This window comes from Spiroplasma floricola 23-6 (assembly GCF_002813555.1).
Classification (GTDB): domain Bacteria; phylum Bacillota_I; class Bacilli_A; order Mycoplasmatales; family Mycoplasmataceae; genus Spiroplasma_A; species Spiroplasma_A floricola.
The window spans coordinates 1,109,702-1,132,983 of record NZ_CP025057.1; the positions used below are offsets into that span (position 1 = coordinate 1,109,702).

Consider the following 23,282-nt stretch of genomic DNA (forward strand, 5'->3'; position numbering starts at 1 on the left):
CTAGCGCTGCTAGTGCTCTATTTACCTTAAATTAAGTATAACATTAAAAATAAAAAGAAGTAATAAAATACTTCTCTATTTGTTTATATTTCAATAAACTAATCTGTAAATCTATTTATACTACTTTCACTTTTATAATATCATTAATTTTGATATTAATTAATATTATTTACACGTTCCTCAATTTTTTTGTCAAATTTTTCATATTTATCTCTTTTTGGTCACATGATTTTATATTTTAAATACTCTCATGATTCTTTTTCTTTTTCATATTTATTTGGCTCAAATTTAGGATCTCTACTTAAATAATTATCTCATCAATTTTCTTGAGCAATACAAAAGTCTCAAACGTCATGGTATAAAAGTAAAGTTTTTTTTGAAATTTTTAGAAGTGTTATTTTATCATTAACAACTAAAATATTATTTAATAAATTATCTTCTTTATCGTAATCAATATCAATTTTATTTTCATATAAATATAAATAAAAATCAGCTTCTTCAGAAATAACACGATATCATGAATATAAAACTTCTAAAGTTATTCTTTCTTTTTCATAATTTTTTTTAACTTCTCCTGATGAATTTTCTTCTAATTGTTTCAACTCTTCAACTTTTACTTTTGTTTTATCTCTTTCTTTTGAGTACAAACTGCTAATATAATTTCAATCTTGTTTTGTTTTTGCAATAACATCTAATTTTTCCTTTGGAGTTTTTAGTATATTTACAATATTGTATGGATTTTTATCATCTTTTTTATCAATACCAGGTAAACTTCCTGATAAATCTTGTCCACAACTTGTAATATTTGAACTAGCACTAACTATTAAACTACTTGCTCCTAAAAACGATAATAATTTTTTCATAATTAATTCCTTTCTTTTTTTCTTTTATATTTTAATTTTAATCTAAGTTTTCTTTTTTTAAAAATTTTTTTAGTCAAGAACATAAAACTGCTCTCCATATAAATCTGTTAATTCTTTAATTATTATTTTTCTTCCTTCTTTCTTTATTTAGTTTTTTTGCTTAATTTTAAGCTATGTTTTTTTAATTTATTATCAATATCTTTATTTATTTTTTCAATTGTTTTATTTAAATCTTCTTCTAATTCTTTTTGCAAGACAAAACTTTCCTTACCAATTGAAGCAAAATCTTTAATTATTTCAGTTTTTTGTAAATATGCAAATTCTGAATCTAAATTATTTTTTTGTTTTCTAACTCATGGAGCATCACTTAATTGCTGTTTGTGAGGTTCTGTAAAGGCGTTATCTTTTATAATTCCTGATTCAAATAATTGACTTAATAAATAGTTACTTTTCAATTCATCTATTTTTAAAAATTTTATTAAATTTAAAGTTATTAGATCTTGTCTTGCAAAAACTCTTTTCAAAATAAGATTTATATTTTTTTCTAATAAATTTTGAATTACATCTTCTAAATAATCTATCTTATTACTTAATAAATCTTGATTTATTGAATTTATAAGTAAATTCTCTAATGTTTTATTTTTACTAATATCTAATTCACTTGAATTATATTTGCCTTCTCACTCTGAAAAAATATCTAAATTTTTTTTATTAGTGATTCTGATATTAACTTGTTTTTGTTTATGATTTGACATTTAAACTCACCTCGTTATTAAAAGCTCTAAATTGTTCTGGAGTTACTTTTACAGAAATTGTGTGTCTATCAAATCCTGTTACCATTAATAACCCTTCACCTTGTTTTGCATATGCTATAAAATTAAGTTCTTCTTCACTTAAACCATCACCATAATTACTATAGAGTTGTGCAATATCTTGAATATTTTTTGATAATAAATTCATTAAAACTGAATATTGTACGTTGTTTAACATAGCCATAGTTTTTTTTCTAACATCTTCACTTCCTAAAAAATCATCTGGATTTTGAGTAATTAAAGTCATTGATCCTTTTCTTTTTCTAATTCTTTTAACCATTTGAAAAATAAAATTTAAAGCTATTGGTTTGTCTTTATCTACTAGTAAATGTGCTTCATCTATTAAAACAAAGCTTTCTTTTTTTGCATTAATAAAATTTGTATTTACTTCATTTCCAATAAATGCAGTAATCAAATAAAGTTGAGCTTGAATAATATTTTGTTGTCCTTTTTCAAATAAAGTATTTATATCAAAAACTATAAATGGATTATCATTTTTAATTAAAGTTGAATAACCATTATATAAAGTAGCATATTGACCATAATTTTCAAATTCTGATTTTAATAAAGATAATAATTTCTCTTGAACATCACTATTTTCTTTAACAACTTTAGTTTTATTAATAAATTTAATTAAATCACTCATTGTAGGATATTGTTCACTTTTTAAATTAACTATATCTTCAAAATCCCCTAATCAAGTTTCATATAGTTCTGCACAATTAGAGCTAAAACCTCTAATTATGTCTTTATTTAAATCACTAAATAATATTTCAAATCAACCAGTTAAAAATGCAACATGATTAGAAATAATTGTTTTATTACTTGGTTTTATTTCATCATCTAAAGTAGTAAAAATTTGTAATGGATTAATTCTTCCTGAAGTTGCATTTCCTACATCAACTCAATTTCCACTATGATAATTGCAAAGTGATCTATATTCTCTTTCAGGATCAACAACAATAACTTTTCTTCCAACTGAAGCATGATAATTTAATAGTAATTTTGCTAATGTTGTTTTTCCACTTCCAGTTGTTCCCATAATAACCATATTATGATTTTTTCTATCTCCTGTTAACTTAAATTGATCTAAAATAACTGGATCACCTAACATATTTTCTCCAATTCTAAATCCATTAGAATCATTTAATTCACTTGTCAAATATGGAAAACCTTCGGCTAATGTTATTGAAGGAACTTCTCTTGAAAAAGCTAAACTTAATGGATCTGTTGGTTTTAACATTATAGAAGATAATCCTTCAAATTGTCTATAAGCTAAGTGATCCAAGATAAATCCTGATTCTTTAAAAGAATCACTAAGGCTTTTAAATTTGTTTTCTAAATCAGTTTTATTAATTCCATAATTTAATACAAATACATTCATAGATTTAATAATTTCATTTCCAAAACCTATTGAATCTGCAACTTCATTATATATTTCTAACTCTTGTTGCATTTCTCTTGCTCCAACTAATTCTTTTTTTGATAATGTATACATGTTACTTTGTAAATTTAAAATTGTAGATTGTAATTTTTTAACAACTTTTTGTTTATTTAAATTTCCAATATTAATAACTACACTAGAATCATTTGTCATTAAAGGTAACATTCAACAGCGTTCAGGAAATTTGGGAAAATCTCTTATTACATTAACACTATAATTGATTTCTCCAGAATTAAAAGATTCTTTTTTAAATGTACAATCATCAAATTTCATAATATCTTTTAAATTACTTTTATTTTCATCAATTAACTCTTCACTAAATTCTTCTTCACTTGGATCAAATAAATATTTAATTGTATTAATAATTTCATAACCATTTAAAGAGTTTATATTTAGTCCTGCAATTTGACCTTTTTGAATAACACTATTAACCATTTCTTTACATTGTTTAAAATCAGAACAATATAAAAATAAATAATATTTATGTTGAAAATTATCTTCACTTAATTGTCCATTTTCTTCAAATAATTGTAAACTAGCTTTTAATTGTTTAACTCTAGAATTAATTTGTTCATTTGTTAATTTCATTTCTTTTAATTCATTTATTTTATTATTTAAATATTGTGCTCCTTTAATTTTATTAAAGTTTTTCTCTAATTTTAATAATGAACAACTAACTTCTATATTTGATCAAAATGTTTTTAAAATATTTATTTTTCTTATTTGTTCATCATAACTCATATTTAATAAGTTATATCCTTCTAATTCAACAGCACATACAAAAAATTCTTTATTTTCAAATAATTTGTCTGTTTTAATAACTCCTAACTCACTAATATTTCCAACTAACTCTTTATAGGGAATTAATAAACTAGTAGGATAATTTTTACTATTTATTTCATATTTTTTATTAGAAGCTTTAAATTTTAAAAATAAATAGATTAAGTAATAAATTCTCATACCACTTCTACCATTTGGCAATAGAAATATAGTTAAAAAACCAAAAATAAATATAGTTGTAATAACTTGACCAACTCATCCTATTACTGTTAAAGGTAAAGAAATTGCTAATGCAATTAAAATAAAAACTACACAACAAATAAAATCGATAAGAGTAATATTTCCTTTTATTTTTAATTTCTGACTACCTAATTTTTTGGGAATTATAGCACTCATACTTTTTTCCTTTCTATTTTCCCCAGGGAAAATTTAATAATGATAAATAAAAAAACTAGCAACTGCTAGTTACTAAAATATTAATTTAAACAAAAAAAATAGAGTCCTAGCGCTGCTAGTGCTCTATTTACCTTAATTTAAGTATAACATTAAAATTATTTTAATTTTTTCTAAATTTTTTTAAATTTGAAGATAAATAAACTTTTTCATTATCTAAATTAATAAATAATATTTTATCAAAAAAATATTTTTTTTCATCTAAACTTAATTTTAAAAAAGCAACATTTTCTTCTTCTGTAGAATTTTCAAAACCAATAGCTTTATAGATATTAAAATCTTCAAAAACATTAAATTTTATATCCATATTTTTCTTAATCGCTCATAATAAATTTTTTTTAACCCTAAAATATATTTTAATAAAAATAATATTAATTGCTTCAATTTCAATATGATTATTTGTTGTTACTGCTTTATTACAAAATACTTGAAATTTTTTAAAAAAACCATAAATATATACACTATAAGGGCCATAAATATTTACATTAAACTTATCATTTAAATATTCATTTTCTTTTATTAAAAATTTTAACACTCTATTATTGAAATTTCTTTTATGTTTAAAAAACGGAATAAAAATATAAGAAATTATTACAATTAAAATAGAAATAGTCAATGAAATTGCTGATATTAGTACTTCTGAATTCATATTATTACCTCTAAAAATATAATACCAAAAAAACATCTTTAAAGGTGTTAAATTTGTTTTAATAAAGACTTTAATTCTTTTTGAAGTCTTTTTATTTCTTCTTTTTCATTACTTGATAATAAATCTTCTGATTTAGATTGTAAAATATATAAATCATTTCTAATATTTCTTTCTCTAGTTTTTAACTCTAATAATTTATCAATATCTTGATCAGTAGTTTCTTTTAAAATTGAGAAAATATCTTCTCTAGCACTAGTTCCATCTTTTTCCAAAGCCTCATTTAAATTTACATTATCAGTTAATAAATCATCTTCATTAATTTTAGGTTTTATATCTAACTTAAATAAATTAATAAAGTAATCTTTTTCAAAGTTAATTGATTTATTTAAAGATATATCTTTATCTTGAATTTCAATCCCAAAAATCTCTTTAATTTTATAAAAATATTCATACGTTACAATATTTGGATTTGCTTCTTGATAAATTACAATAGCATATTTATTATTTTCTTTTTTGTTTGGTGGAAATATCAATTTAATATCACTAGGTTCAATTAAAGGTTTTTTTTGTAAATGATATGAAAAGTTCTTTTTACCAGTTTTATTATCTATATTTGGAGTACTGTTAGATACTTCTACAGTTGTATCTCCACACATTTTTGAAATTTGTTCATGAGTTTTTGTAGAAGCTGATTTTAAATAAACTGTTAGTAAACAGTTAGCCATTATTGTACTTGCAGTATCTGCTCCATATTTTGAATTTAACTGTTCAAAAGATTGCAAAACTAAATTAAAAAACATTCTTCTTCCCCTAGAAACTGTTAATATTGTTGCAAAGTTAACAATAGCTGGAAAATTACCAAATTCATCAAGATAAAATATTACATCCCTTTCTAATTGTTCTTTTCCAAATTTAATCAAATTCTGTCCTGCTTTAAATACATTAGCTTGATAAAGTTGACTTATAAATAGACTTGCTAATGGATGTTTTTGTTCTTTATCATCAGGAACTATCATAAAAATAGCTTTTGGTTTTTCACTAGTTACAAATTCAAATAAATTTATATTATTTTTACATAATAGACTTCTTAATTCATTTCCTTCAAATAATTGTAAACTAGTAGAGATAATTGAAAAAAAGTTACCAATTGATTGACTTGAACTTGTTAAAACTTTATTTGCTGCAATTACAGATTGATTAGATTCTCTTCCTTCACTTCATTTTTTAAAGAATTTTTGAATTTTATCTTTATCTGATAAATGAGTTGTAACAGTAACAATATTAAACTGATTTTCTGCAATTGAGTCAATATCTTCTTCAATCATTTCCATCATAGAGAAAATAAATCCTTTAAATAAACCTTGAGCACCATCATATCATTGTTTATTCTTATCATCTGCTCCAGGATTTAATAAAATTGCAGATAGATTATTAACTTCTTCATATGCGAGATTCTTTAATTTATTTGTTTCTCCTGAAATAAGTTCCTTTGCTAACTGTTCATCATTTGTTCAATAATCATCAATTTGATATATTAAAACTTCTTTTCAAATTAAAGCTAATTCATATTTTTCTGTATTTGGTTCAACATCATTGTTAACAGTATTATTTTTTAAAATTTCTTCTTTACAAATAGAACAGTTTTTTGCTTTATGATTTCTACATTTTATTTTTTTAATATAACTTTCAAATCCAAATTTTGAATGAAAAGTATTTTGTACTACATGTTCTTTTACATAGTTAATTGCAGAAATTAAAAATTTATAAGCATTAGATAATGGATTTCAACTTTGTGAATACATTGGATCTCTTAAATTTAAAACAAGTATTTCATATCCTTGCTCTTCTAAAATTGAACCCAAATTTGCATGTAGTTCCCCTTTTGGATCTGAAAATACCATACAAGGTTTTTTCTCAAATTCTAATTGACAATTAACAAAAGCAGATACATAAATAATTCTTTCAGTTTTTCCACTTCCTGTAGAACCAATTGTTATTGAGTGAACTGCTTTTTTAACAGGTATTCCTCAAATTTCAAGATTTTTTTTCTTATAATCAATTTGTGTTCTTGTAATGTAACTCGCTTCAGTAAAATTTTTATTATATACCTTTTCAAATTTAGTTAATTGTAGATTTCTAACTCTAATTTTATTACTTATTGGATTTTCATATTCATTTATATCTCAGGTTGCTTTACCAAAAGCTTTTTCTTTAGCTTCTTTTACTAAACTTTTAGACTTAACTTTTCCTTTAATATGAGCAAACAAGATAATAAATATTGTATGAATTAAACTTAAAAAAGTAACTAAATAAATAATTAAATTCTTTTCATTTTGAAAGTTAAAGTATTTAAATTTCTCTATTGTAATAATAAAATTAAATTCTGTTTTAAATAAAACTACTAAAAATAATAGAAATAAAGTTAAAAATAAAATTGAAAAAATAGAAATTATAAATAAGGCAATTAAAATGAATTTTCTATATCGATTTAATCATTTATTTTTTTGCATAAACTAAAATATAGGTAATTGTTGTAAAAATTAAAAATAAAGTTAAAAAAGTTAATCACAATATTAATGCATTTCTTTTTAATTTTTTTTGCTTTATTTTAAATTCATTATCAATTACTTGCTCCTTATTAATTTTTTTTAATTTAATTATTAAGCGAATATATTTATAAAAATAATAAATATAAAATACAAAAAATAGTGCATATATACATGACATTATTTTAATAATCAATTCCATTATAATTCCTTCTTTCTTTAATTAATTTATTTTTTTCTTTTGCTTCATTTTTTATAATATTCATAGCAGATTGTCTTGCTTTTCTTTTTTCTTTTTGAATCATTTGAAATAAGTTTTTTGGCATATATAAAAGAGAAGAAAAGTATTTTTTATTGTTACTTATTCCATTAGGATTAAATAAATTACTTCCTACATAACTTCTCTTAGATTTATATTTTTCTTTTTTTCAATTTCAAATAATTTTTTTTAATACTTTATTTCCAAAAGCTGGTAAAATACCTTGAAAATAACCTTGAGCATTTAATGACTTTATATGTTCATTTCTATACTTCAGTTTTTTATACTTAATTTTTTCAATTGGATCTTCTAAATTTCAATCTTTTTCATCTTTTAATAAGTCTTGTGTAGTTAAAATAAAACTTTTTTCTTCTATTTTTAAATCAACATTTTCTAATTCATAACTAGAATAAATTTGACAAAACTCTTCTGCTTTTTTATTATTTTCTTCAACAAAAATGTCATATTCTTTTTTTAAGTTAACATCACTTTTAATAAAATCTAAGGTAATTTCATCTAACTTTTTTCGATCTAAATCACTTATAAATTTAGAACCATAAGTAATTTTTTTTAATGGAATATCTTTAAAACTTCCAAAATTTAACTTTAATTTTTGTTGTAATTGATTAGAAAATAACTCAATTTTATCAATTAAATTTACTTTACTTTTATTAATATCTACATAAATTTGTTTTGCATCTTTTCATGATGTATTTACATTATTAGAAAATTGCTCTCATGATATTTCAAATCTTTCTCTTAAATTACGTTGAGTTTCTAAAAATCTAGAATTATCTTTTTGTTGATTTCTAATATTCATATCTAATCCAGCTCTAAATTCAATTTTTGAATAAAGTTTACCATTTTGTTTTCAAACTCTTTTTCTTTTTGGTTTTCCATATTTATTTAAAACTTTATTTTTATTATTATCTAAAACATACTCATAACTGGTAGGTTCTTTTTCAAAGAAACCTAAATGAATATGATTATTATCTGTATTTGTATGCATTGAAAAAAATCAATTTACTTTTTCATAATCCATTCCATTATCACTAAAAAAGTTTTTTAATTCAGTATTTAAAGCTTTCTGAACTTTTTCGGGAGTATAAAGATTATTTTCTTTAATAAAATCATCAGAAAAAGAAACAATAGTATCTCAAAAAACTTGGTTATCATCTAAGTTCTTCATATCTTTTCTTAATTCTTTAACTTCTTCTATACTCATTAGTCCATTTTTTGAATAAATTCCAGTACTTTTAAAGTTTTTATTTATTTCTTCAAGCATTTTATTATATTTAACTTTTTCCTCTCTTGATCCAGTTCTTAAAGTATTTAATAGTTTTACTTGTTCATCATCTATATTTAGATTAAAAACAGCATCAGGTCTAGAAATATAATTTAAATAATCACCAGATTTATAATAATTATCTCTAGATTTTTTACTTTTATTTCTTACTTCTTTTGTTACTGGATCAATTGGTTGATTAAAGTTTAAAGTTTTAAAAATAACTCCAGGAGCTTTTTTCATATATTTTCCTTTCTATTTTCCCCAGGGAAAATTTAATAATGATAAATAAAAAAACTAGCAGCTGCTAGTTTTTAAAGTATTAATTTAAACAAAAAATAGAGTCCTAGCGCTGCTAGTGCTCTATCTACCTTATAAATATAATAACACATATTAAATTTAATATTATTATATAATTTACTGTTATTTAATCTTAAAAAATGCTTTCATTTTATTGATATTTGTTTCTCCTTTGACATTTGGCAAGTACCAATAAGTTAAGTATAAAAAAACCTCTTTATTTTTAAAGAGGTTTGGTTTTTTAGAAGAATTTATTTTGCTATTGAGTCTAAGTATTTTTCAAATCTAAATAAATTAAACATGTTTTCAATTCTATCAAGAGCATTTATAACAATATCTCTATTTTTTCTTAAACCAGGTCCATCAGCAACATAAATAAATTGATATTTTTTAAAATCTTTAAATTTATCTTCTAGTCTAATAAATCTTGGTAATTCACTATTCATTTTAGAGCCTGAATCATTGAAAAAATTGCATTCTAAACAATATGTTATATCTTTTATTTTAAATACAAAATCGAATCTTTTGTCTTCTTTCAGCATAGCTTCTCCAAGAATTTTATTTTGACTAACTTCTTTTTCAAAAGATATATCTTTTGAAATTAACAATTCTTTTATAAAGTCACTCATAAATTTTCCAGATTTATTTTTTTTATCGTGTGAAGATAATCCAACTTTTAATCCAAATAAATATGTTTTTATATCTTTATATTCCGAATTAACAAACAGATTATTAATTAATCCTGATTCATCCATAAAATTAAAAATATCATCTTTATCATTTAAATTAAATTGATTTTCAGTATTCTTATTATCTATATAAGTAAAAGGTTCTTTTTTATTTTTAATATTATTATTTGCTAGTAATATAGGAATTAATTTTAAACATTCTCTTCTATTTTTGAATATATCATTAAAATTTAATCTAAACTCTTTAATATCTTGTGAAAACAAAATATTTAAATCGTTTATCAAAATTTTATTTTCACTTAGAAAATCTTTAATTTTATCTCATGAAACATATTTTTTTAAGATATATGATGTAGATTTTAATTCTTTAAAAAACAATGTTTGATTTAATTTATACTCTTGTTCTTTACTCAAAATATAGTTAGTTATTATAGTTTCAAAAGTGGAATTTTGTCTATTATCAGAATCTGAATTAATAAATCTATTTACAGGAATCCTATAAATATTAAAGTTTTTATAAAGTTCATTAATTAATTCGGTATTATGATTTGTCAAAATTCATTTAACTCCTTTTTTATCGACATTAATTAAAAAATTATTTAATCTAATTTGACCTTCTTTACCAAAAGAATTGGATGTGTACGAATCAAATCCTTTGTTATCAAAATCATATGGAGGATCCAAAAAAATAAAATCATCTTTCTTAGCTTTATTTAAAATTTCTTCAAAATCATCATTTAATATCTCTATATTATTTTTATTTAAAAACTTAGAAATATTTAATAAATTTTTTGAATCAAATATTGTTGATTCTTTTATAATTTCCTTATTATTGAAGGGAGTATTAAATTTATTATTTTTATTAACCCTATAAAGTCCATTAAAACAAGTTTTATTTAAGTAAATAAACCTTGCTGCAATTTGGATTTCAGATAATTTATTTGGATCTTTATCTCTCAATTTATAATAATAATCTTTTCCGTTTTTATTATGCTCTTTCACATATTTACTTAATAAATTCATTAATTCAGAACTATTGGATTTTATAACTTTTCAAGTAGTTATTAATTCAAAATTAACATCAGATAAAACAGCTTTTTGTGGCAGTAAATCTAAGAATACTGCACCACCACCTAAAAATGGCTCAAAATAATTATTTATTTTTTCTGGTAAAAATATATTTAAAATTTCTAATAATTGTCTTTTTCCGCCAACTCATTTTACAAAAGGCGCTATTTTTTCTTTATTCATTAATTTTGATTTCCTTATCTATAAAATATATTTTGACTTAATAATTTTACCATTTCTATATAATTATTATGATTTTTTGGTTTATTTTTTTCTTCTGTCAACACCTTTAAACTCATAAAAATCAAATAAATTCATCCTACTAGATATTCTATTTTGCAAATGAATTTCAATTGTACCTAAATTTTGTAAAATATTTTTAAATTCTTTCGGACTATAATTTGTTATAATTATTGTTTTTTTATCATTTTCTAACCTAGTATCGATTATTTCATAAAATATATTAATGTTATATTCGGTTGATTTTTTTAGATAAAAAATCATTAATAACTATAATATCTGAATTAAAGTATTTCTTAATTTTATTATCACCATTTAATACATCATTTATTATTTCATATCATTTATAATACATGCCTCTTCCACTAATTAATTCTTATGAAAAATAGGTTTTACCAACACCTATATTTCCGAATATATATAAATTATTATTCAATAATTCTGACTCTTTTAATCTTATTGATAATGATCTAAACTCTGTATCTCATTGAGTTTTTAGATCTAATTTATCATAATCTTATTTTTCTTTTTTAAATTTATTTAAAATGTCATAAAAATCATTTTGGATTTTAGTCATTCAAATATTCTCCTAATTTCTTAAATAATATTTGAACTGGTAAAATATCTTTACAAATATAAGCTGTTTCACTTGGTGGATTTTTACAAATCATTCCTTCTTCAGATTTAAATTTAATTCTTTTATCAAAAAGTAATAATTGTTTGTCATGTAATTTTCCCCTTATTGGTTTTAAAGCAATTGAAACTAAAGGAACTAACATCGCAAATGATTTATTCAGTTCTTCTAATTTATTAAAAACCTCCTTTCTTAAACTATATGGTGGATTTGAAATTATATAATCAAATAATAAAACATCCTAAAAAAATCAAATCCTTCTTTAATATCTCTATAAGTTAGATTATGTCCTGCATTTTTCAAAACATTTACATATTCACTATTTTTAGTATCAAAAGAGCATAATATATTTGAATTTGGTTTTAAAAATTCTAAAATTGGTTTAACTGCATATGGTAAGATGTATCATTTATCTTTTTTATTAGAAAAATATATTTTATTTATCCTCTTTAATTTTTAACTTTCTTTTTTGTAAAGTATCTTTACACATTAAAAACTTATATTTAACTATTGTATTAATTAAAAGTATATATAAGACTTCAAAAATCTCATTTTCTTAAAAATTTACTTACTTTCATCATTTTATTTCATAATTTTCTTTTCAAAATTGAATACACTTTTGTAATAATTCATTTTCAATATAGTAACTTTTGCCTATACCATTTAAAGTTGTATTTTCTTTAATAAAGGCTGGTGGTCTATAAAATGGTATTCCCCCTGCTCACTTATTTCATGTTTTTAGATATTTTGATTCTACATATCAAACCTTAAATTGATTATTAAATGTTGCTTTATTCATAAATTCTATAATTCTGGCATATCAATTAGCTTTAATATGCACTTTATTTATTTTTCTTTCCATTTTCTTTTACCTTTTCACTAAAATTATAAAATAAAAACTGCAATCTTTATTGCAGTAATTTTAATATTATTTAGTTTTAAAAATAAGTAATAAAAATGCTTAAAATACTGCATTTTTACAACTTGGGTAGTCTGAACAACCTATAAATTTCTTAGTTTTTTTGGTTTTTTTATCAGTATAACTTCTTTCGATCATGTAACCATTTTTACAAATTTCACATAATTTATTATTTGAATAATCTGGTTTATTAAACTTAATAAAATCACAGTTTGGATAATTTGAACAACCTTTAAATTTTGTTCCTTTTTTACTTACTCTCTCTAGAATATAGCCTATTTGACATTTTGAGCACTTTAATCCATCAAAATTGTAATTAGTAGATAAATTATCTAATTTTAAATAAAAATCCTTTAAATATTGTTTATGATTAACTATTTTATTATTAGCTATTAAATCTAAGTCTTTTTCCATGTTTTTAGTAAAATCTAAATTTATAATACTTTTAAAATTTTCTTCTAAAAAGTTATTAACTTTTAAACCTAATTCATTAACTATCATTGATTCAGATTTAGTTTTTTCTAATTCAACATAACCTCTTAAAACATTTACTTCTATTGCTGTTTTATAAGTACTAGGTCGACCAATTTCTAATTTTTGTAACTGTTCAATTAAACTAATTTCATTTAGTTTGCTTGGAGCTTTATCATAATCTTCAATAATTTCTAAATTACTTACATTTAATTTGCTATCTTTAAAGTAATTAAATTCAATATTTTTAGCTAATTCCAAACTTTTATCAATTTCATAATAACCTTTATTAATAAACTGCTTTAAATTTGTATAAAAAATACTTCCATTATTTTCTAAGAAAACTTCTTTTTTAATACCACTTGGCTTTTGATAAATTGAATTAATTGTATTTTGCCAAATTAATCAATACAATTCTTTTTCTTTATTACTTAATTGCTCACTACAATAATTGTCAATGTCTTCAACAAGTCATTCAAAATGAGTTGGTGTAATTGCTGGATGTCCTTCTTGATCTGTTTCTTTAGTTTGAGTTTTAATAAGTTTGCCCAATTTATCTTGTCCAAAATGATTAATAATAAATTTAATTAAATTCTGTTCAGTTTCATGATCTAAATTATTTGAATCAGTTCTAATATAAGTTATTAATCCTTTTTCATATAAACTTTGAGCTAATTGAGTAGTTTCTTTAGTTTTTAGCTTTAATTTTGATTTAGCTGCTTTTAATAAATCTGCTGTTGAAAATGGTTTAAAATTACTTTCTTCAAATTTAGTTTCTTTTATCTCTTTTACAATAAAACTATCATTTAAACTATTTTTTAACTCTAAAACTTTTTGCTTATCATAAATTTTATTAATTACTAACTTGTTATTTTCATTATAAATATAATTTTTAAAAATTATATCTTTAATAACTTCATCTTGTATATAAAAGTATTGTTTTTTATCAAAAGCTTCAATTTCTTTTTGTCTATTACACAATATTTTTAACACTGCACTTTGTACTCTTCCTGCACTAGCAGCTCCAATAGTTTTTTGCAAAATTGGAGAAATTCTAAACCCAACCATTCTATCAAGCATTTGTCTTGTAATAGCAGAGTTTACATAACTTTGGTTTATTTCATTTAAGTTATTTAATTCTTTTTGAATACATTCTTTTGTAATAGCATTTAATCTCATTCTTTTAAAATTATTATTATATTTTTTTAATATTTCAAATAAATGAAAAGCAATTGCTTCACCTTCTCTATCAGGATCTGTTGCAATAATTATTTCCTTTACATTTTTAGCTTGTTCAATTAATTCATTTACAACTTGTTTTTTATCATTTGAAATTTTATAAATTGGATTCATTTGTTTTAAATCAATTCCCATATTAAAGTCATTTTCATTTGAAAGTTCTCTAACATGTCCAATTGAAGCTTTTACAATGTAATTATTACTACTATCAATTTCTTTTAAAAACTGACTTACTTTTTTAATTTTACCTGGTGATTCTAATATAACTAGTTTAGTCATTTAATCAACTTCTTTCTATATTTAAGTTTGATATATAATATTTATATCTAGAAAAGGATTATATAATATCTATGTACTAAAAATATATGTAAAAACTTCTAAATAAGAAACAATAACATTGAAAAACAAATAAATTTTAATATATTAAATATAATTGTCATAAAAATAAATAACTGTTTTGCATAACTTGGTTTTTTTATTTTATAATTTCAAATAAAATAAGTTGTTATACTTGTATTAATAAAAAATAAAATAATTATTATAATGGATAAATAAATTGGCATATTTTCTACTTCTTTCTATATAAATTAGATAATATTGAAAAATTTTTAACAAGTTGACTACTTTAAATATAAATTATTATAAAATGGAGCAAATTTAAAATCTGATTTACACTTTGAAGAACAAACAGCTCTTTTTATTTTTATTCCTTCATAAAAATCTTTATTATATAATAATGGTACTTTTATATTTTTTTTACCCTTAGATATCTTTGTTTTACACATAAAACAATATTTTAATTTAATATATTCAGTTTTCCCACTTCCAGTTAGTCCCATAACTAATTCAATATTTAAATTATTTTTTTATATATATCACTTCTTTTTTTATCCCTATTAAAACTTTCTCTTTCAGGATTAGAAAATAAAAATACTATTCCATTTCTTTGAAAATTTTGAATTTCTTTTTGGTTAAATATTTTTATTTTTTTATTTGATTTACCAAAATAACAAATTTTTGAACCTTCTTTCTTTTCATAATCACCTAAAATACTTTTTGCTAGTGCTATAATAGAAATTTCATTTTCATTATTTACTTTTAGATTACTAATTTTTAATTCTAGTTGTTCAATACTTATATTTTCTTCAAAATTATCAATTATTAGCTTTTTAGCTGATTCTATTCAAAATTTATCTGTTGTTTTTTCTTTAGTTTCTAAGTCTAATTTTTTAATTAAAGTTTCTAAGTTTAGTTTCATATATATTCCTTCTCTATCTTTCTTTATTTAATTTAGCTATTTTTAGTTTTTTATTTAATACCTTTCTTTTCTTAATTTTTTCTTTTTGAATTTTTATTAAGGTATCGTATTCTATAACTGATAAATTTGGAAATTCATACATTCAAATTGCATGACTATTTTGTAACTTAATAGCTTCTTTTCCTGCTTTTCAATATTCTAATTCTTCATACATTTGCTTTAAGGTTTTTTTTCTTGACATTCTACTCATTATTTATCTCCTTCAATAGCTTCTTATATCTTTCCTTCACTTCTTTTAATTTTTTGATTTCATTATTTATTAACTTCACTACTTTTTTTCATCTTTCTTTATCATTTTCTATCATAATTTTCCTTCTTTCTTTATTTAATTTTTTTACTATCCTTTTTCTTTAATTTTTAATTCAAAACAATATTTTAAATTATTGTCTATTAAAAAATCTCTTATATTTTTTAATTTTGATTTTTCGTTTTCATAGAAAAGATAATTATTTCAATTAAAGGTTAAATCCCTTTTTTCTAAATCTCACACTTCATAATCATTGATAATAATTTCTTTTTTATCACCACAGATTCCCATACACGACATACAGGTTCTGAAAATAATATTTTTTTGACAAATGCAATTATTAAGTTTTTTAATTTTAAATAAACCTTTACTATCAATCTTTTCTAAAATATTAATATTTTCACAAACACTTCCTTGAGAACAGTAACAATTAACACTATGAGCTCATAATTTATTTACTTCTTTTGAAGTTATTAAAATATAAGTATCTTTAATTAACATCTAAAATTTTTCCTTATTTTTGATTTTTTTAAAAGCTTCAGGTTCATTAAATCAAGCTTTTCATTTATGTATTCCATATGTTAATCAATAAATTGGTATTCAAATAATTCAACCAACTGGAGCAAGAAATAAAATTGTTAAAAATATACCTACTATAGTTTTTCTCTTATTATAAATTTTTTTCTCTTTTAACTTTTCATATCAATTTAATCATTCAAGAAAAAATGCTCCAGTGATTGATAATCATATTAAAAACCCCAAAATACCAAAAAATATTCAAATTATCATTTTATCTTGCCTGCTCTCTATTATTTTTTCTATAATCTTCATAAGTCATTCATTGCTCATTGTGTCAAATATGAGTTATGTTATATCAATATAAACTATCTCCTTGCTTAAAATATTCTTTCAAAAAAATTCTTATAGAATTAAACATTTCTCATTTCATATTGTTTGAAGTAGAATACATCTCCAAATTATGTTGAATAAATCAAGCAATATGCAATGCATTCATAATAGTTTTTTGCAATTTAACTTTTACACTTGATTTAACCCTATAACAACCATACTTAAAAAGTATATTTTTTTTATTTTCTTGAATTTCTTCAAAATAATCAGGTCAATCGTGAGGGCATTTTTTTTCTTTTCTTTCGTGAAATTTAACTCCATTACAAACTACTTGTAATTCAACAATACCTTCTAAATCACTATCTTTTGTAATTTCAAAAGATTTATCACCACTCAAAATATAATTTTGAAAGTATTTAGTTATTTTTTTAGTTTTCATTGTTTGCATTGTAACACTCCTCACATAATCCCCATTCATCATCTTCTGTTTCCATTCAATGTGGTTCATAACAACTTTCACAGAATTCCTTTTTACATTTTTTACATCATCAAGTTTCTACAATATCATCTGATAAAATTTCACTATTCTCTGTAATCTCATTACAATTAGGGCAATATTCTTGTATATAAGTAAATTTCTTTTTTTCTATTGACTTCATTAATTTGTTTCTCTTAAATCTGGAGGTCAAAATAATCCAGTATAATCTTTAGGCAAATTATTTTTATTTCAATCAAAAAACTTAGCTAATATTTTAAAATTACCTTTTGCTAAAAAACTAACTCATACGTCTTTACAAGAATCACATAATTTTAATTTCAAATAAATGGGACCATTATTTTTTGTATCTTTAAACTCAAAATATATTTTCTTTTTATTTCAAATATTTTTATTACAGTTTTGACATAACTTACTATTAATTAATTTTGACTGATTTGTAATATTCATATATTTAATCTCCTCTTCTTATATTTTTGTAACAATTATGACAGACTTTTATTAACTCATTATTTAAATAATATGAAATCAGTTCTTTATTTTTAAATTTACATTTTTGACACATTTTAAAATCCTCTTTTTATTTATTATCTTGAAAATATTTGATTTAAAGAATTTAGAAGATCATTATAATTGTATTTATCCATTAATGTAGAAAGTATTCAATATCTGTTTCTACTTAAAGTAGTTTGATTAACTCATTTTTCTTTATCATCAACTATTTTCTTTTTTTCTCTAATTATTTTTAAAGCTTGATGAATTTCATCATAATCATGATATTTTGAAATATTTAAAAGTCATAAGTAATGATTTTTTTCTAATAATTTATAAGCCATACAAACACCTACCTTTTAAATAAATTTACAATCTGATTTAGCTGATCTAAATTTTTAAAATTTATAATTAATTTATTATTTTTTATACTAACTTTATATTTATTCTCTAAAGCTAAACAAATTTCTTGTTCTTGAATATAAAAATCTTCTCCAACTTTATTTTTAACTTTTTCTTCTAAATCTTTTTTTGAAACTTTATTGCTAATAACTTCGTTAATTAAATCATTTTTTTCTTCATTAGATAAATTTTTTTGACTTGCAATAATTGAAGCTTTACTAATTTCTATAGAACCATTTTCAATTTTTTCTTTTGCTTGTTCATCTAAATTATTAATTGCTAACATTTTATTTACTCAACTAACTGACTTTCCAAGTTGTTCACCAATATCTTCTTGAGTCATTCCAGAATCATAGAGCTCCTTAATACTTAATGAAGTTTCATATGAACTCATTTCTTCTCTTTGAATATTTTCAATAATTGATGCTTGTCTAAAATCTTTTTCAGTTGCATTTCCTACTAAAATAATACATTCAATAGTTTTTTTATTTAGTAACTTACAAGCTTCTAATCTTCTTTGTCCTGCAATAAGTTTTATCTCATTTTTATTATTTAAATTTACAATTATAGGTTGAAGTAAACCCACCTTTTTAATTGAATTTGCTAACTCCTCAATTTTTTCTTTATTAAAACTTTTTCTTGGTTGAAAAGGATTGGGAAGAATTCTTTCAAGTTCAATTTCTTTGATTTTATTTACTGCCATATATTTTTATCCTTTCTTAGGAGATTCTATTACATAGTAAAATATGTTATCTTCTTTATCATATTTAAGCTCAGCATTTTTATATTCTCATTTATTAATAATTCCATTTGGATTAACAACTTTTTTATGAATGTAATTTTGATCAATAACTTCATTTTCTTTAATAGATATATGTATTTGAAATTCTTCACCATCTATTCTTAAAATAGAACCTTTTGGAATATCTATAATTTCATCTACTTCTATTTCTTCAACTTTTTGTTTTTCTTTTGAAGTTTTTGCTTTATTAACTTCTTTTTCTTTATTATTACTTTCATTTTCATTAGAATTATCTGTCTTTATTTTTTCTTTAATTTTTTTACCAGTTTTAAATTTAAAAGCTGGTCATGTTACTTTTGTTTCTTGATTTTCATTAAATATTGACATATTTTTTACCTTTATTTTTCCCTGGGGAAAATCTTTCTATCTTTTATTAAAAAGTATTTTTTCATTAATTTTTTTGTATTGTTTTAAACCTTCTAATCCTTTTAAGAAATGTACTGGTTTTGTAAACTCTTCATTTATTTCAGTTCATTCATGACTAAATTTTGTAGAGAATATATAGTTTATAAGATTATCTAATTCATTTAACTCTTTTATTTTTTTTAAAGAATTAAGATTTCCCAAACATAAATCTCCAGATTCATAAAAATGAGGTAAGCGCATTGAGAAAAATTTAGTTTTTTCATTTAATTCTCCACTAAATGCAAATAATCGAATATTTCAGTTATTGGAAATATTTAATTTATCTAATCTAACTTCTGCAATTAGTTGAGGCAAAAATATAGTTTTGTGAATATATTTACCTTTGCTATAAGCAAAAATATCTCTTATAGAAGGTTCATAATAAAAGAAATAAAAATCAGAAGAATCATTGGATTTCATAGCAATAAGTTTTTTTGAAAAATTTATATTTCCAATTTTATCAATATTATTTTTTGTATTAATAAATAATCAATTTAAAAATTCATTAAATTTAATTCATCCAGATTGATTAATTCCACTTTTATTTTCTAATTCTACTTTACAATAACCTTTATCATTTTTATCAAACTCCAATTTCAATTTAGAAAAGGATTTCATAATCATCATTCCTTTCAAAAGTAATTTCTGTACAAGTTATCTCTTTTTCAGGTATAGATGAAGTTTTTGTTTCTTTTTCAACTTCTTTTTTTAGTTGAATAAAATTATAAAAACTATTTACATTAAGTTTTAATAATTTAGGATTTTGATCAAGTATTTCTTTAATTTTAATAACTCAATTTAAATCTAATTCACCTCATCCACAAATTTGTGCTCTAAGTTTTTCATATATGTATCATGTTTTAGATATTTTTCTAATTGACTGAATAAGTTCTAACTCAGTAAAACTGTTTTCATTTTTTTTAATAAATTCATTGTATTTACTTTTATCAATAATTTTTTTATTCTTTAAAGGGTTTGCATCTAAAAGTTTAATCTCTTTTATTTCTTTTAAATTTAGCTTCATCTATAAGCTCCTTTATCAATTTACGTTTTTCTTCCAATTCTTTTAAAAATAAAATATCTTGATTTTGATTTTTATTAGTTATTGATATTATTTCAAAATATAATTCATTTTTTAAATCTAAAATTTTTATATTTTCTGAACTTTTAAAGTTTTGTAATAAATACTCTTTTTGATATTTAGGAATTTTAGTTAAATACTTTGTTGTAACAAATAATTTATTTTTATTTTTTTCAAAAATAAAATTAGGCTCTGATAAATTTTGATTTATATTAAGTAAAATTGTTTCATATAAATCAAACTTATCATGATTAGGTATGAGCACTTTATTATAAACTGCAATATTTTTTATTAATTTATCTCTTTGTCAAGCTAACAAATAAATTTTATTTATAATATGTTTTTTCAAAAAATAGATTCTTTCTACATTACAATCTTTAATAATTTTTAAATTACTAATAAATGTACTAATTTGGTGTTTTTCCATTTTTAATACTTTCTTTAATTTTTTCAATTTTAGAATTAAATTCACAAAACTTAATATGATATTTCTTTTTTATATACATATCAATATTTGATAAAACTTTTAAAATTAAATTGCTTGTTTGATCATTTGTTGCAAATTGTTGAACAACTCCGTCATTTATTAACTCTTCACAACTTTCTTCTGATATTTTTAGTTCTGTTTCTTTTTCAATTTTTAAATTATAAATATTGCTTCTAAATTCATTAATTAAAATATCACCATATACATCTTCATTTGCTGAATCAATATAAATTACATCCGAAGTTTTAGAATATCCGATTCAACTAAAATCTTTTTCTGATAATCAATCTTTAAACATATCTGTTGATTTTTCAATAAATATTCTAGTTTTATGATTATCAACACAACTTATTATTATTACTTTATTAAAAGTATTATTAAAAGTATTATTAAAAGTATTATTAAAAGATTTAATTATTTTAAATAAAGAATTCTCTTTATTTAAAAATTTATTAATAGAATAACAATTTTTAAATCTACTTATACTATTTATTTTTTTAGCTAAACTTTCAGCCTTGAAGTTATAAACATCATGAGTTTGAAAAGGTTGTCTTGTGACATTTTTATATTCAACTTTATCTCCATCAATTAATACTAAATTATCATTATTTGATAAAAATTTTGCTAGTTTTCCAGCAAGAAGACCACCTGTGCCTCCTACTCCAATTAAAAATATTATTTTATCCATTTTTTCCCTGGGGAAAATTAAAAATCAATATATTCAAAATTTTTATTTTCAACTTCATTGGAGTATCTTTTATCAATTCCTTCAAATTCTATATTTAAATTCATTAATCCTTTTAATCTAGAAATTATTCTTGAAGAAGTTATATTATCAGATTTAGTACTATAGTTTTTTTCTAACTTATCTAAATCATAATTTGAAGTAATTATTGTAATTAAAGTATTATCTTGTTTACTCTTTTCAAATCTTTCATTTAATAAATTGTAAATATAAGGAAGTGTAGATTTGTGAATAAATTCACTGCCTAAATCATCTAAAATTAAAATTTGTTTTTGAGCTAAGCGACTAGGACTAGGAGCATAAATTCCTTCATAGCCATTTTCTCAAGCACTTTGATGAGATTTGATTCATTGTGAGACATTAACTAATTCAAAATTAGATCTTGAGTTTTCAACGAATTTATTAATAAAAGTGGTTTTACCAACTCCTGGTTTACCATAGATATAAATTCCATTATTTTTAAAATTTTCTTTTTGTTTAGCTTTTTCAAATAAAGAATCAAATTTTGTATAATCTAAATCTTGATCAACATTAAATTTAGTTTTAATCATAAATTTTTTCTCCTATAAATTTTGTTACAAATTCTCTATACTCTTGAGAATTTTTATTATTTAATTCTTCAAAGAAATTAGCTAAAATTTTACCTGAAATCAGATTTACTTGCTTTTCTCCTAAAGAGTAAATTATTTCTTGATAGTAATGAATTTCCTTGGTTTTAAAATTAACAATGTTAACTTCAATTCCAAAACGATTCTTATATTTACTAGATAAATAGTAATTTTTATAAATTCAAATTAGTCCGTTTGTATTTCAAGGGCTTTGAATTGCAAAAGCTGTTTTATTACTATTTCAACCCTTAAATCAATGGTTCAATAACCACACTTTTTGATTTTCACTCCCCATAGATGTCCTTTCTATTTTTCCCTGGGGAAAATTTTGTTTATTTAGTTTTCAATTTTTTTATAATCAAGTGATTATAATCAAAGATTATTAATAATTTAAAATTAATTTCTAAGTTTAAAGTAATTAATTTTATTTTTAAATGGTTTTTATAAATAATTCAAGAGAATAATCAAAGATTATAATCCAATTATTTATATTTATTTTTGTCATTTAGGTACTATAAAAAATAATTGCATTTGTTTTGTTAAGCATTTAATAGCTTTAGCAACTTTTTTAAATTTTTATATTTATAGTCATGACGTTTTTTTATTTTATTTTATTTTTTAGGTATAGAGCACAATATGTGCAAAAATGTTAAACTGCGTATTTGCAGATAGCTTAGATCACCTTTACTTTCTTAATCA

The 23,282-nt window shown here is 21.2% G+C and carries 29 protein-coding genes; all 29 read right to left on the minus strand.

The features are described from left to right. Window positions 1–155: 155 nt before the first annotated feature. Entirely contained in the window at window positions 156–863 is a 708-nt protein-coding gene (locus SFLOR_RS04960; RefSeq protein ID WP_100916966.1) for a lipoprotein, read from the minus strand. 143 nt (window positions 864–1,006) lie between these two features. Further along, entirely contained in the window at window positions 1,007–1,618 is a 612-nt protein-coding gene (locus SFLOR_RS04965; RefSeq protein ID WP_100916967.1) for a hypothetical protein, read from the minus strand. Beyond that, window positions 1,605–4,295: an Mbov_0397 family ICE element conjugal transfer ATPase gene (locus SFLOR_RS04970; protein WP_100916968.1), complete on the minus strand. Its 2,691-nt coding sequence runs from the start codon at window positions 4,293–4,295 to the stop codon at window positions 1,605–1,607. Before SFLOR_RS04970 ends, SFLOR_RS04965 begins: the two co-directional genes overlap by 14 nt. 160 nt (window positions 4,296–4,455) lie before the next feature. Continuing rightward, on the minus strand, window positions 4,456–5,001 hold the full coding sequence (locus SFLOR_RS04975) for a hypothetical protein (protein ID WP_100916969.1): 546 nt from the start codon (window positions 4,999–5,001) through the stop codon (window positions 4,456–4,458). A gap of 47 nt (window positions 5,002–5,048) precedes the next feature. Next, window positions 5,049–7,511, minus strand: a complete 2,463-nt coding sequence (locus SFLOR_RS04980; RefSeq protein ID WP_100916970.1) for a type IV secretory system conjugative DNA transfer family protein — start codon at window positions 7,509–7,511, stop codon at window positions 5,049–5,051. Beyond that, window positions 7,498–7,749, minus strand: a complete 252-nt coding sequence (locus SFLOR_RS04985) for a hypothetical protein (RefSeq protein ID WP_100916971.1) — start codon at window positions 7,747–7,749, stop codon at window positions 7,498–7,500. Before SFLOR_RS04985 ends, SFLOR_RS04980 begins: the two co-directional genes overlap by 14 nt. Next, window positions 7,733–9,334 carry a relaxase MobL gene (gene mobL / locus SFLOR_RS04990; protein ID WP_100916972.1) on the minus strand — a complete coding sequence of 534 codons (1,602 nt, stop codon included), beginning with the start codon at window positions 9,332–9,334 and terminating at the stop codon, window positions 7,733–7,735. Before mobL ends, SFLOR_RS04985 begins: the two co-directional genes overlap by 17 nt. Window positions 9,335–9,642: 308 nt before the next feature. Continuing rightward, the gene (locus tag SFLOR_RS04995; RefSeq protein WP_100916973.1) at window positions 9,643–11,331 is read right to left on the minus strand and encodes a DpnII family type II restriction endonuclease; all 1,689 of its coding nucleotides are present in this window, start codon (window positions 11,329–11,331) and stop codon (window positions 9,643–9,645) included. Window positions 11,332–11,412: 81 nt separating this feature from the next. Continuing rightward, window positions 11,413–11,652 carry a P-loop NTPase family protein gene (locus SFLOR_RS05000; RefSeq protein WP_100916974.1) on the minus strand — a complete coding sequence of 80 codons (240 nt, stop codon included), beginning with the start codon at window positions 11,650–11,652 and terminating at the stop codon, window positions 11,413–11,415. 305 nt (window positions 11,653–11,957) lie between these two features. Next, complete coding sequence (locus SFLOR_RS05005; protein ID WP_100916975.1) at window positions 11,958–12,167, minus strand: hypothetical protein; 210 nt, start codon at window positions 12,165–12,167, stop codon at window positions 11,958–11,960. Between the two features lie 423 nt (window positions 12,168–12,590). Continuing rightward, window positions 12,591–12,884: a hypothetical protein gene (locus tag SFLOR_RS05010; protein ID WP_100916976.1), complete on the minus strand. Its 294-nt coding sequence runs from the start codon at window positions 12,882–12,884 to the stop codon at window positions 12,591–12,593. Between the two features lie 99 nt (window positions 12,885–12,983). Further along, the gene (locus SFLOR_RS05015) at window positions 12,984–14,930 is read right to left on the minus strand and encodes a type IA DNA topoisomerase (protein ID WP_100916977.1); all 1,947 of its coding nucleotides are present in this window, start codon (window positions 14,928–14,930) and stop codon (window positions 12,984–12,986) included. Window positions 14,931–15,504: 574 nt separating this feature from the next. Further along, window positions 15,505–15,909 carry a hypothetical protein gene (locus tag SFLOR_RS05030; protein ID WP_100916980.1) on the minus strand — a complete coding sequence of 135 codons (405 nt, stop codon included), beginning with the start codon at window positions 15,907–15,909 and terminating at the stop codon, window positions 15,505–15,507. Window positions 15,910–15,922: 13 nt separating this feature from the next. Next, window positions 15,923–16,159 carry a hypothetical protein gene (locus SFLOR_RS05035; RefSeq protein ID WP_100916981.1) on the minus strand — a complete coding sequence of 79 codons (237 nt, stop codon included), beginning with the start codon at window positions 16,157–16,159 and terminating at the stop codon, window positions 15,923–15,925. Then, the gene (locus tag SFLOR_RS06105) at window positions 16,152–16,274 is read right to left on the minus strand and encodes a hypothetical protein (RefSeq protein ID WP_281253761.1); all 123 of its coding nucleotides are present in this window, start codon (window positions 16,272–16,274) and stop codon (window positions 16,152–16,154) included. Before SFLOR_RS06105 ends, SFLOR_RS05035 begins: the two co-directional genes overlap by 8 nt. A 32-nt stretch (window positions 16,275–16,306) precedes the next feature. Further along, window positions 16,307–16,717 carry a hypothetical protein gene (locus tag SFLOR_RS05040; protein WP_100916982.1) on the minus strand — a complete coding sequence of 137 codons (411 nt, stop codon included), beginning with the start codon at window positions 16,715–16,717 and terminating at the stop codon, window positions 16,307–16,309. Continuing rightward, entirely contained in the window at window positions 16,718–17,005 is a 288-nt protein-coding gene (locus SFLOR_RS05045; RefSeq protein WP_100916983.1) for a hypothetical protein, read from the minus strand. It abuts the gene before it with no gap. 1 nt (window position 17,006) lies between these two features. After that, window positions 17,007–17,513, minus strand: coding sequence for a hypothetical protein (locus SFLOR_RS05050; protein WP_100916984.1), 507 nt, complete (start codon window positions 17,511–17,513; stop codon window positions 17,007–17,009). Then, on the minus strand, window positions 17,494–17,724 hold the full coding sequence (locus tag SFLOR_RS05055) for a hypothetical protein (protein ID WP_100916985.1): 231 nt from the start codon (window positions 17,722–17,724) through the stop codon (window positions 17,494–17,496). The genes SFLOR_RS05050 and SFLOR_RS05055 overlap by 20 nt, the downstream gene beginning before the upstream one ends. Continuing rightward, entirely contained in the window at window positions 17,724–18,011 is a 288-nt protein-coding gene (locus tag SFLOR_RS05060) for a hypothetical protein (RefSeq protein ID WP_100916986.1), read from the minus strand. The genes SFLOR_RS05055 and SFLOR_RS05060 overlap by 1 nt, the downstream gene beginning before the upstream one ends. Before the next feature lie 137 nt (window positions 18,012–18,148). Beyond that, window positions 18,149–18,397, minus strand: coding sequence for a hypothetical protein (locus SFLOR_RS05065; RefSeq protein ID WP_100916987.1), 249 nt, complete (start codon window positions 18,395–18,397; stop codon window positions 18,149–18,151). Between the two features lie 8 nt (window positions 18,398–18,405). Beyond that, window positions 18,406–19,158, minus strand: a complete 753-nt coding sequence (locus tag SFLOR_RS05070) for a ParB/RepB/Spo0J family partition protein (protein WP_100916988.1) — start codon at window positions 19,156–19,158, stop codon at window positions 18,406–18,408. A 6-nt stretch (window positions 19,159–19,164) separates the two neighbouring features. Then, a complete protein-coding gene (locus SFLOR_RS05075; protein WP_100916989.1) occupies window positions 19,165–19,584 on the minus strand; it encodes a hypothetical protein in 420 nt (139 codons plus the stop codon). A gap of 36 nt (window positions 19,585–19,620) precedes the next feature. After that, complete coding sequence (locus SFLOR_RS05080; RefSeq protein ID WP_100916990.1) at window positions 19,621–20,280, minus strand: hypothetical protein; 660 nt, start codon at window positions 20,278–20,280, stop codon at window positions 19,621–19,623. After that, window positions 20,264–20,686, minus strand: a complete 423-nt coding sequence (locus SFLOR_RS05085) for a hypothetical protein (RefSeq protein WP_100916991.1) — start codon at window positions 20,684–20,686, stop codon at window positions 20,264–20,266. Before SFLOR_RS05085 ends, SFLOR_RS05080 begins: the two co-directional genes overlap by 17 nt. Beyond that, window positions 20,652–21,170: a hypothetical protein gene (locus SFLOR_RS05090; RefSeq protein WP_157806963.1), complete on the minus strand. Its 519-nt coding sequence runs from the start codon at window positions 21,168–21,170 to the stop codon at window positions 20,652–20,654. The genes SFLOR_RS05085 and SFLOR_RS05090 overlap by 35 nt, the downstream gene beginning before the upstream one ends. Further along, window positions 21,151–21,918 carry a ThiF family adenylyltransferase gene (locus SFLOR_RS05095; protein WP_100916993.1) on the minus strand — a complete coding sequence of 256 codons (768 nt, stop codon included), beginning with the start codon at window positions 21,916–21,918 and terminating at the stop codon, window positions 21,151–21,153. Before SFLOR_RS05095 ends, SFLOR_RS05090 begins: the two co-directional genes overlap by 20 nt. Window positions 21,919–21,935: 17 nt before the next feature. After that, a complete protein-coding gene (locus tag SFLOR_RS05100) occupies window positions 21,936–22,526 on the minus strand; it encodes an AAA family ATPase (protein ID WP_100916994.1) in 591 nt (196 codons plus the stop codon). Then, window positions 22,519–22,878, minus strand: a complete 360-nt coding sequence (locus SFLOR_RS05105; RefSeq protein ID WP_100916995.1) for a hypothetical protein — start codon at window positions 22,876–22,878, stop codon at window positions 22,519–22,521. Before SFLOR_RS05105 ends, SFLOR_RS05100 begins: the two co-directional genes overlap by 8 nt. Window positions 22,879–23,282 lie beyond the last annotated feature (404 nt).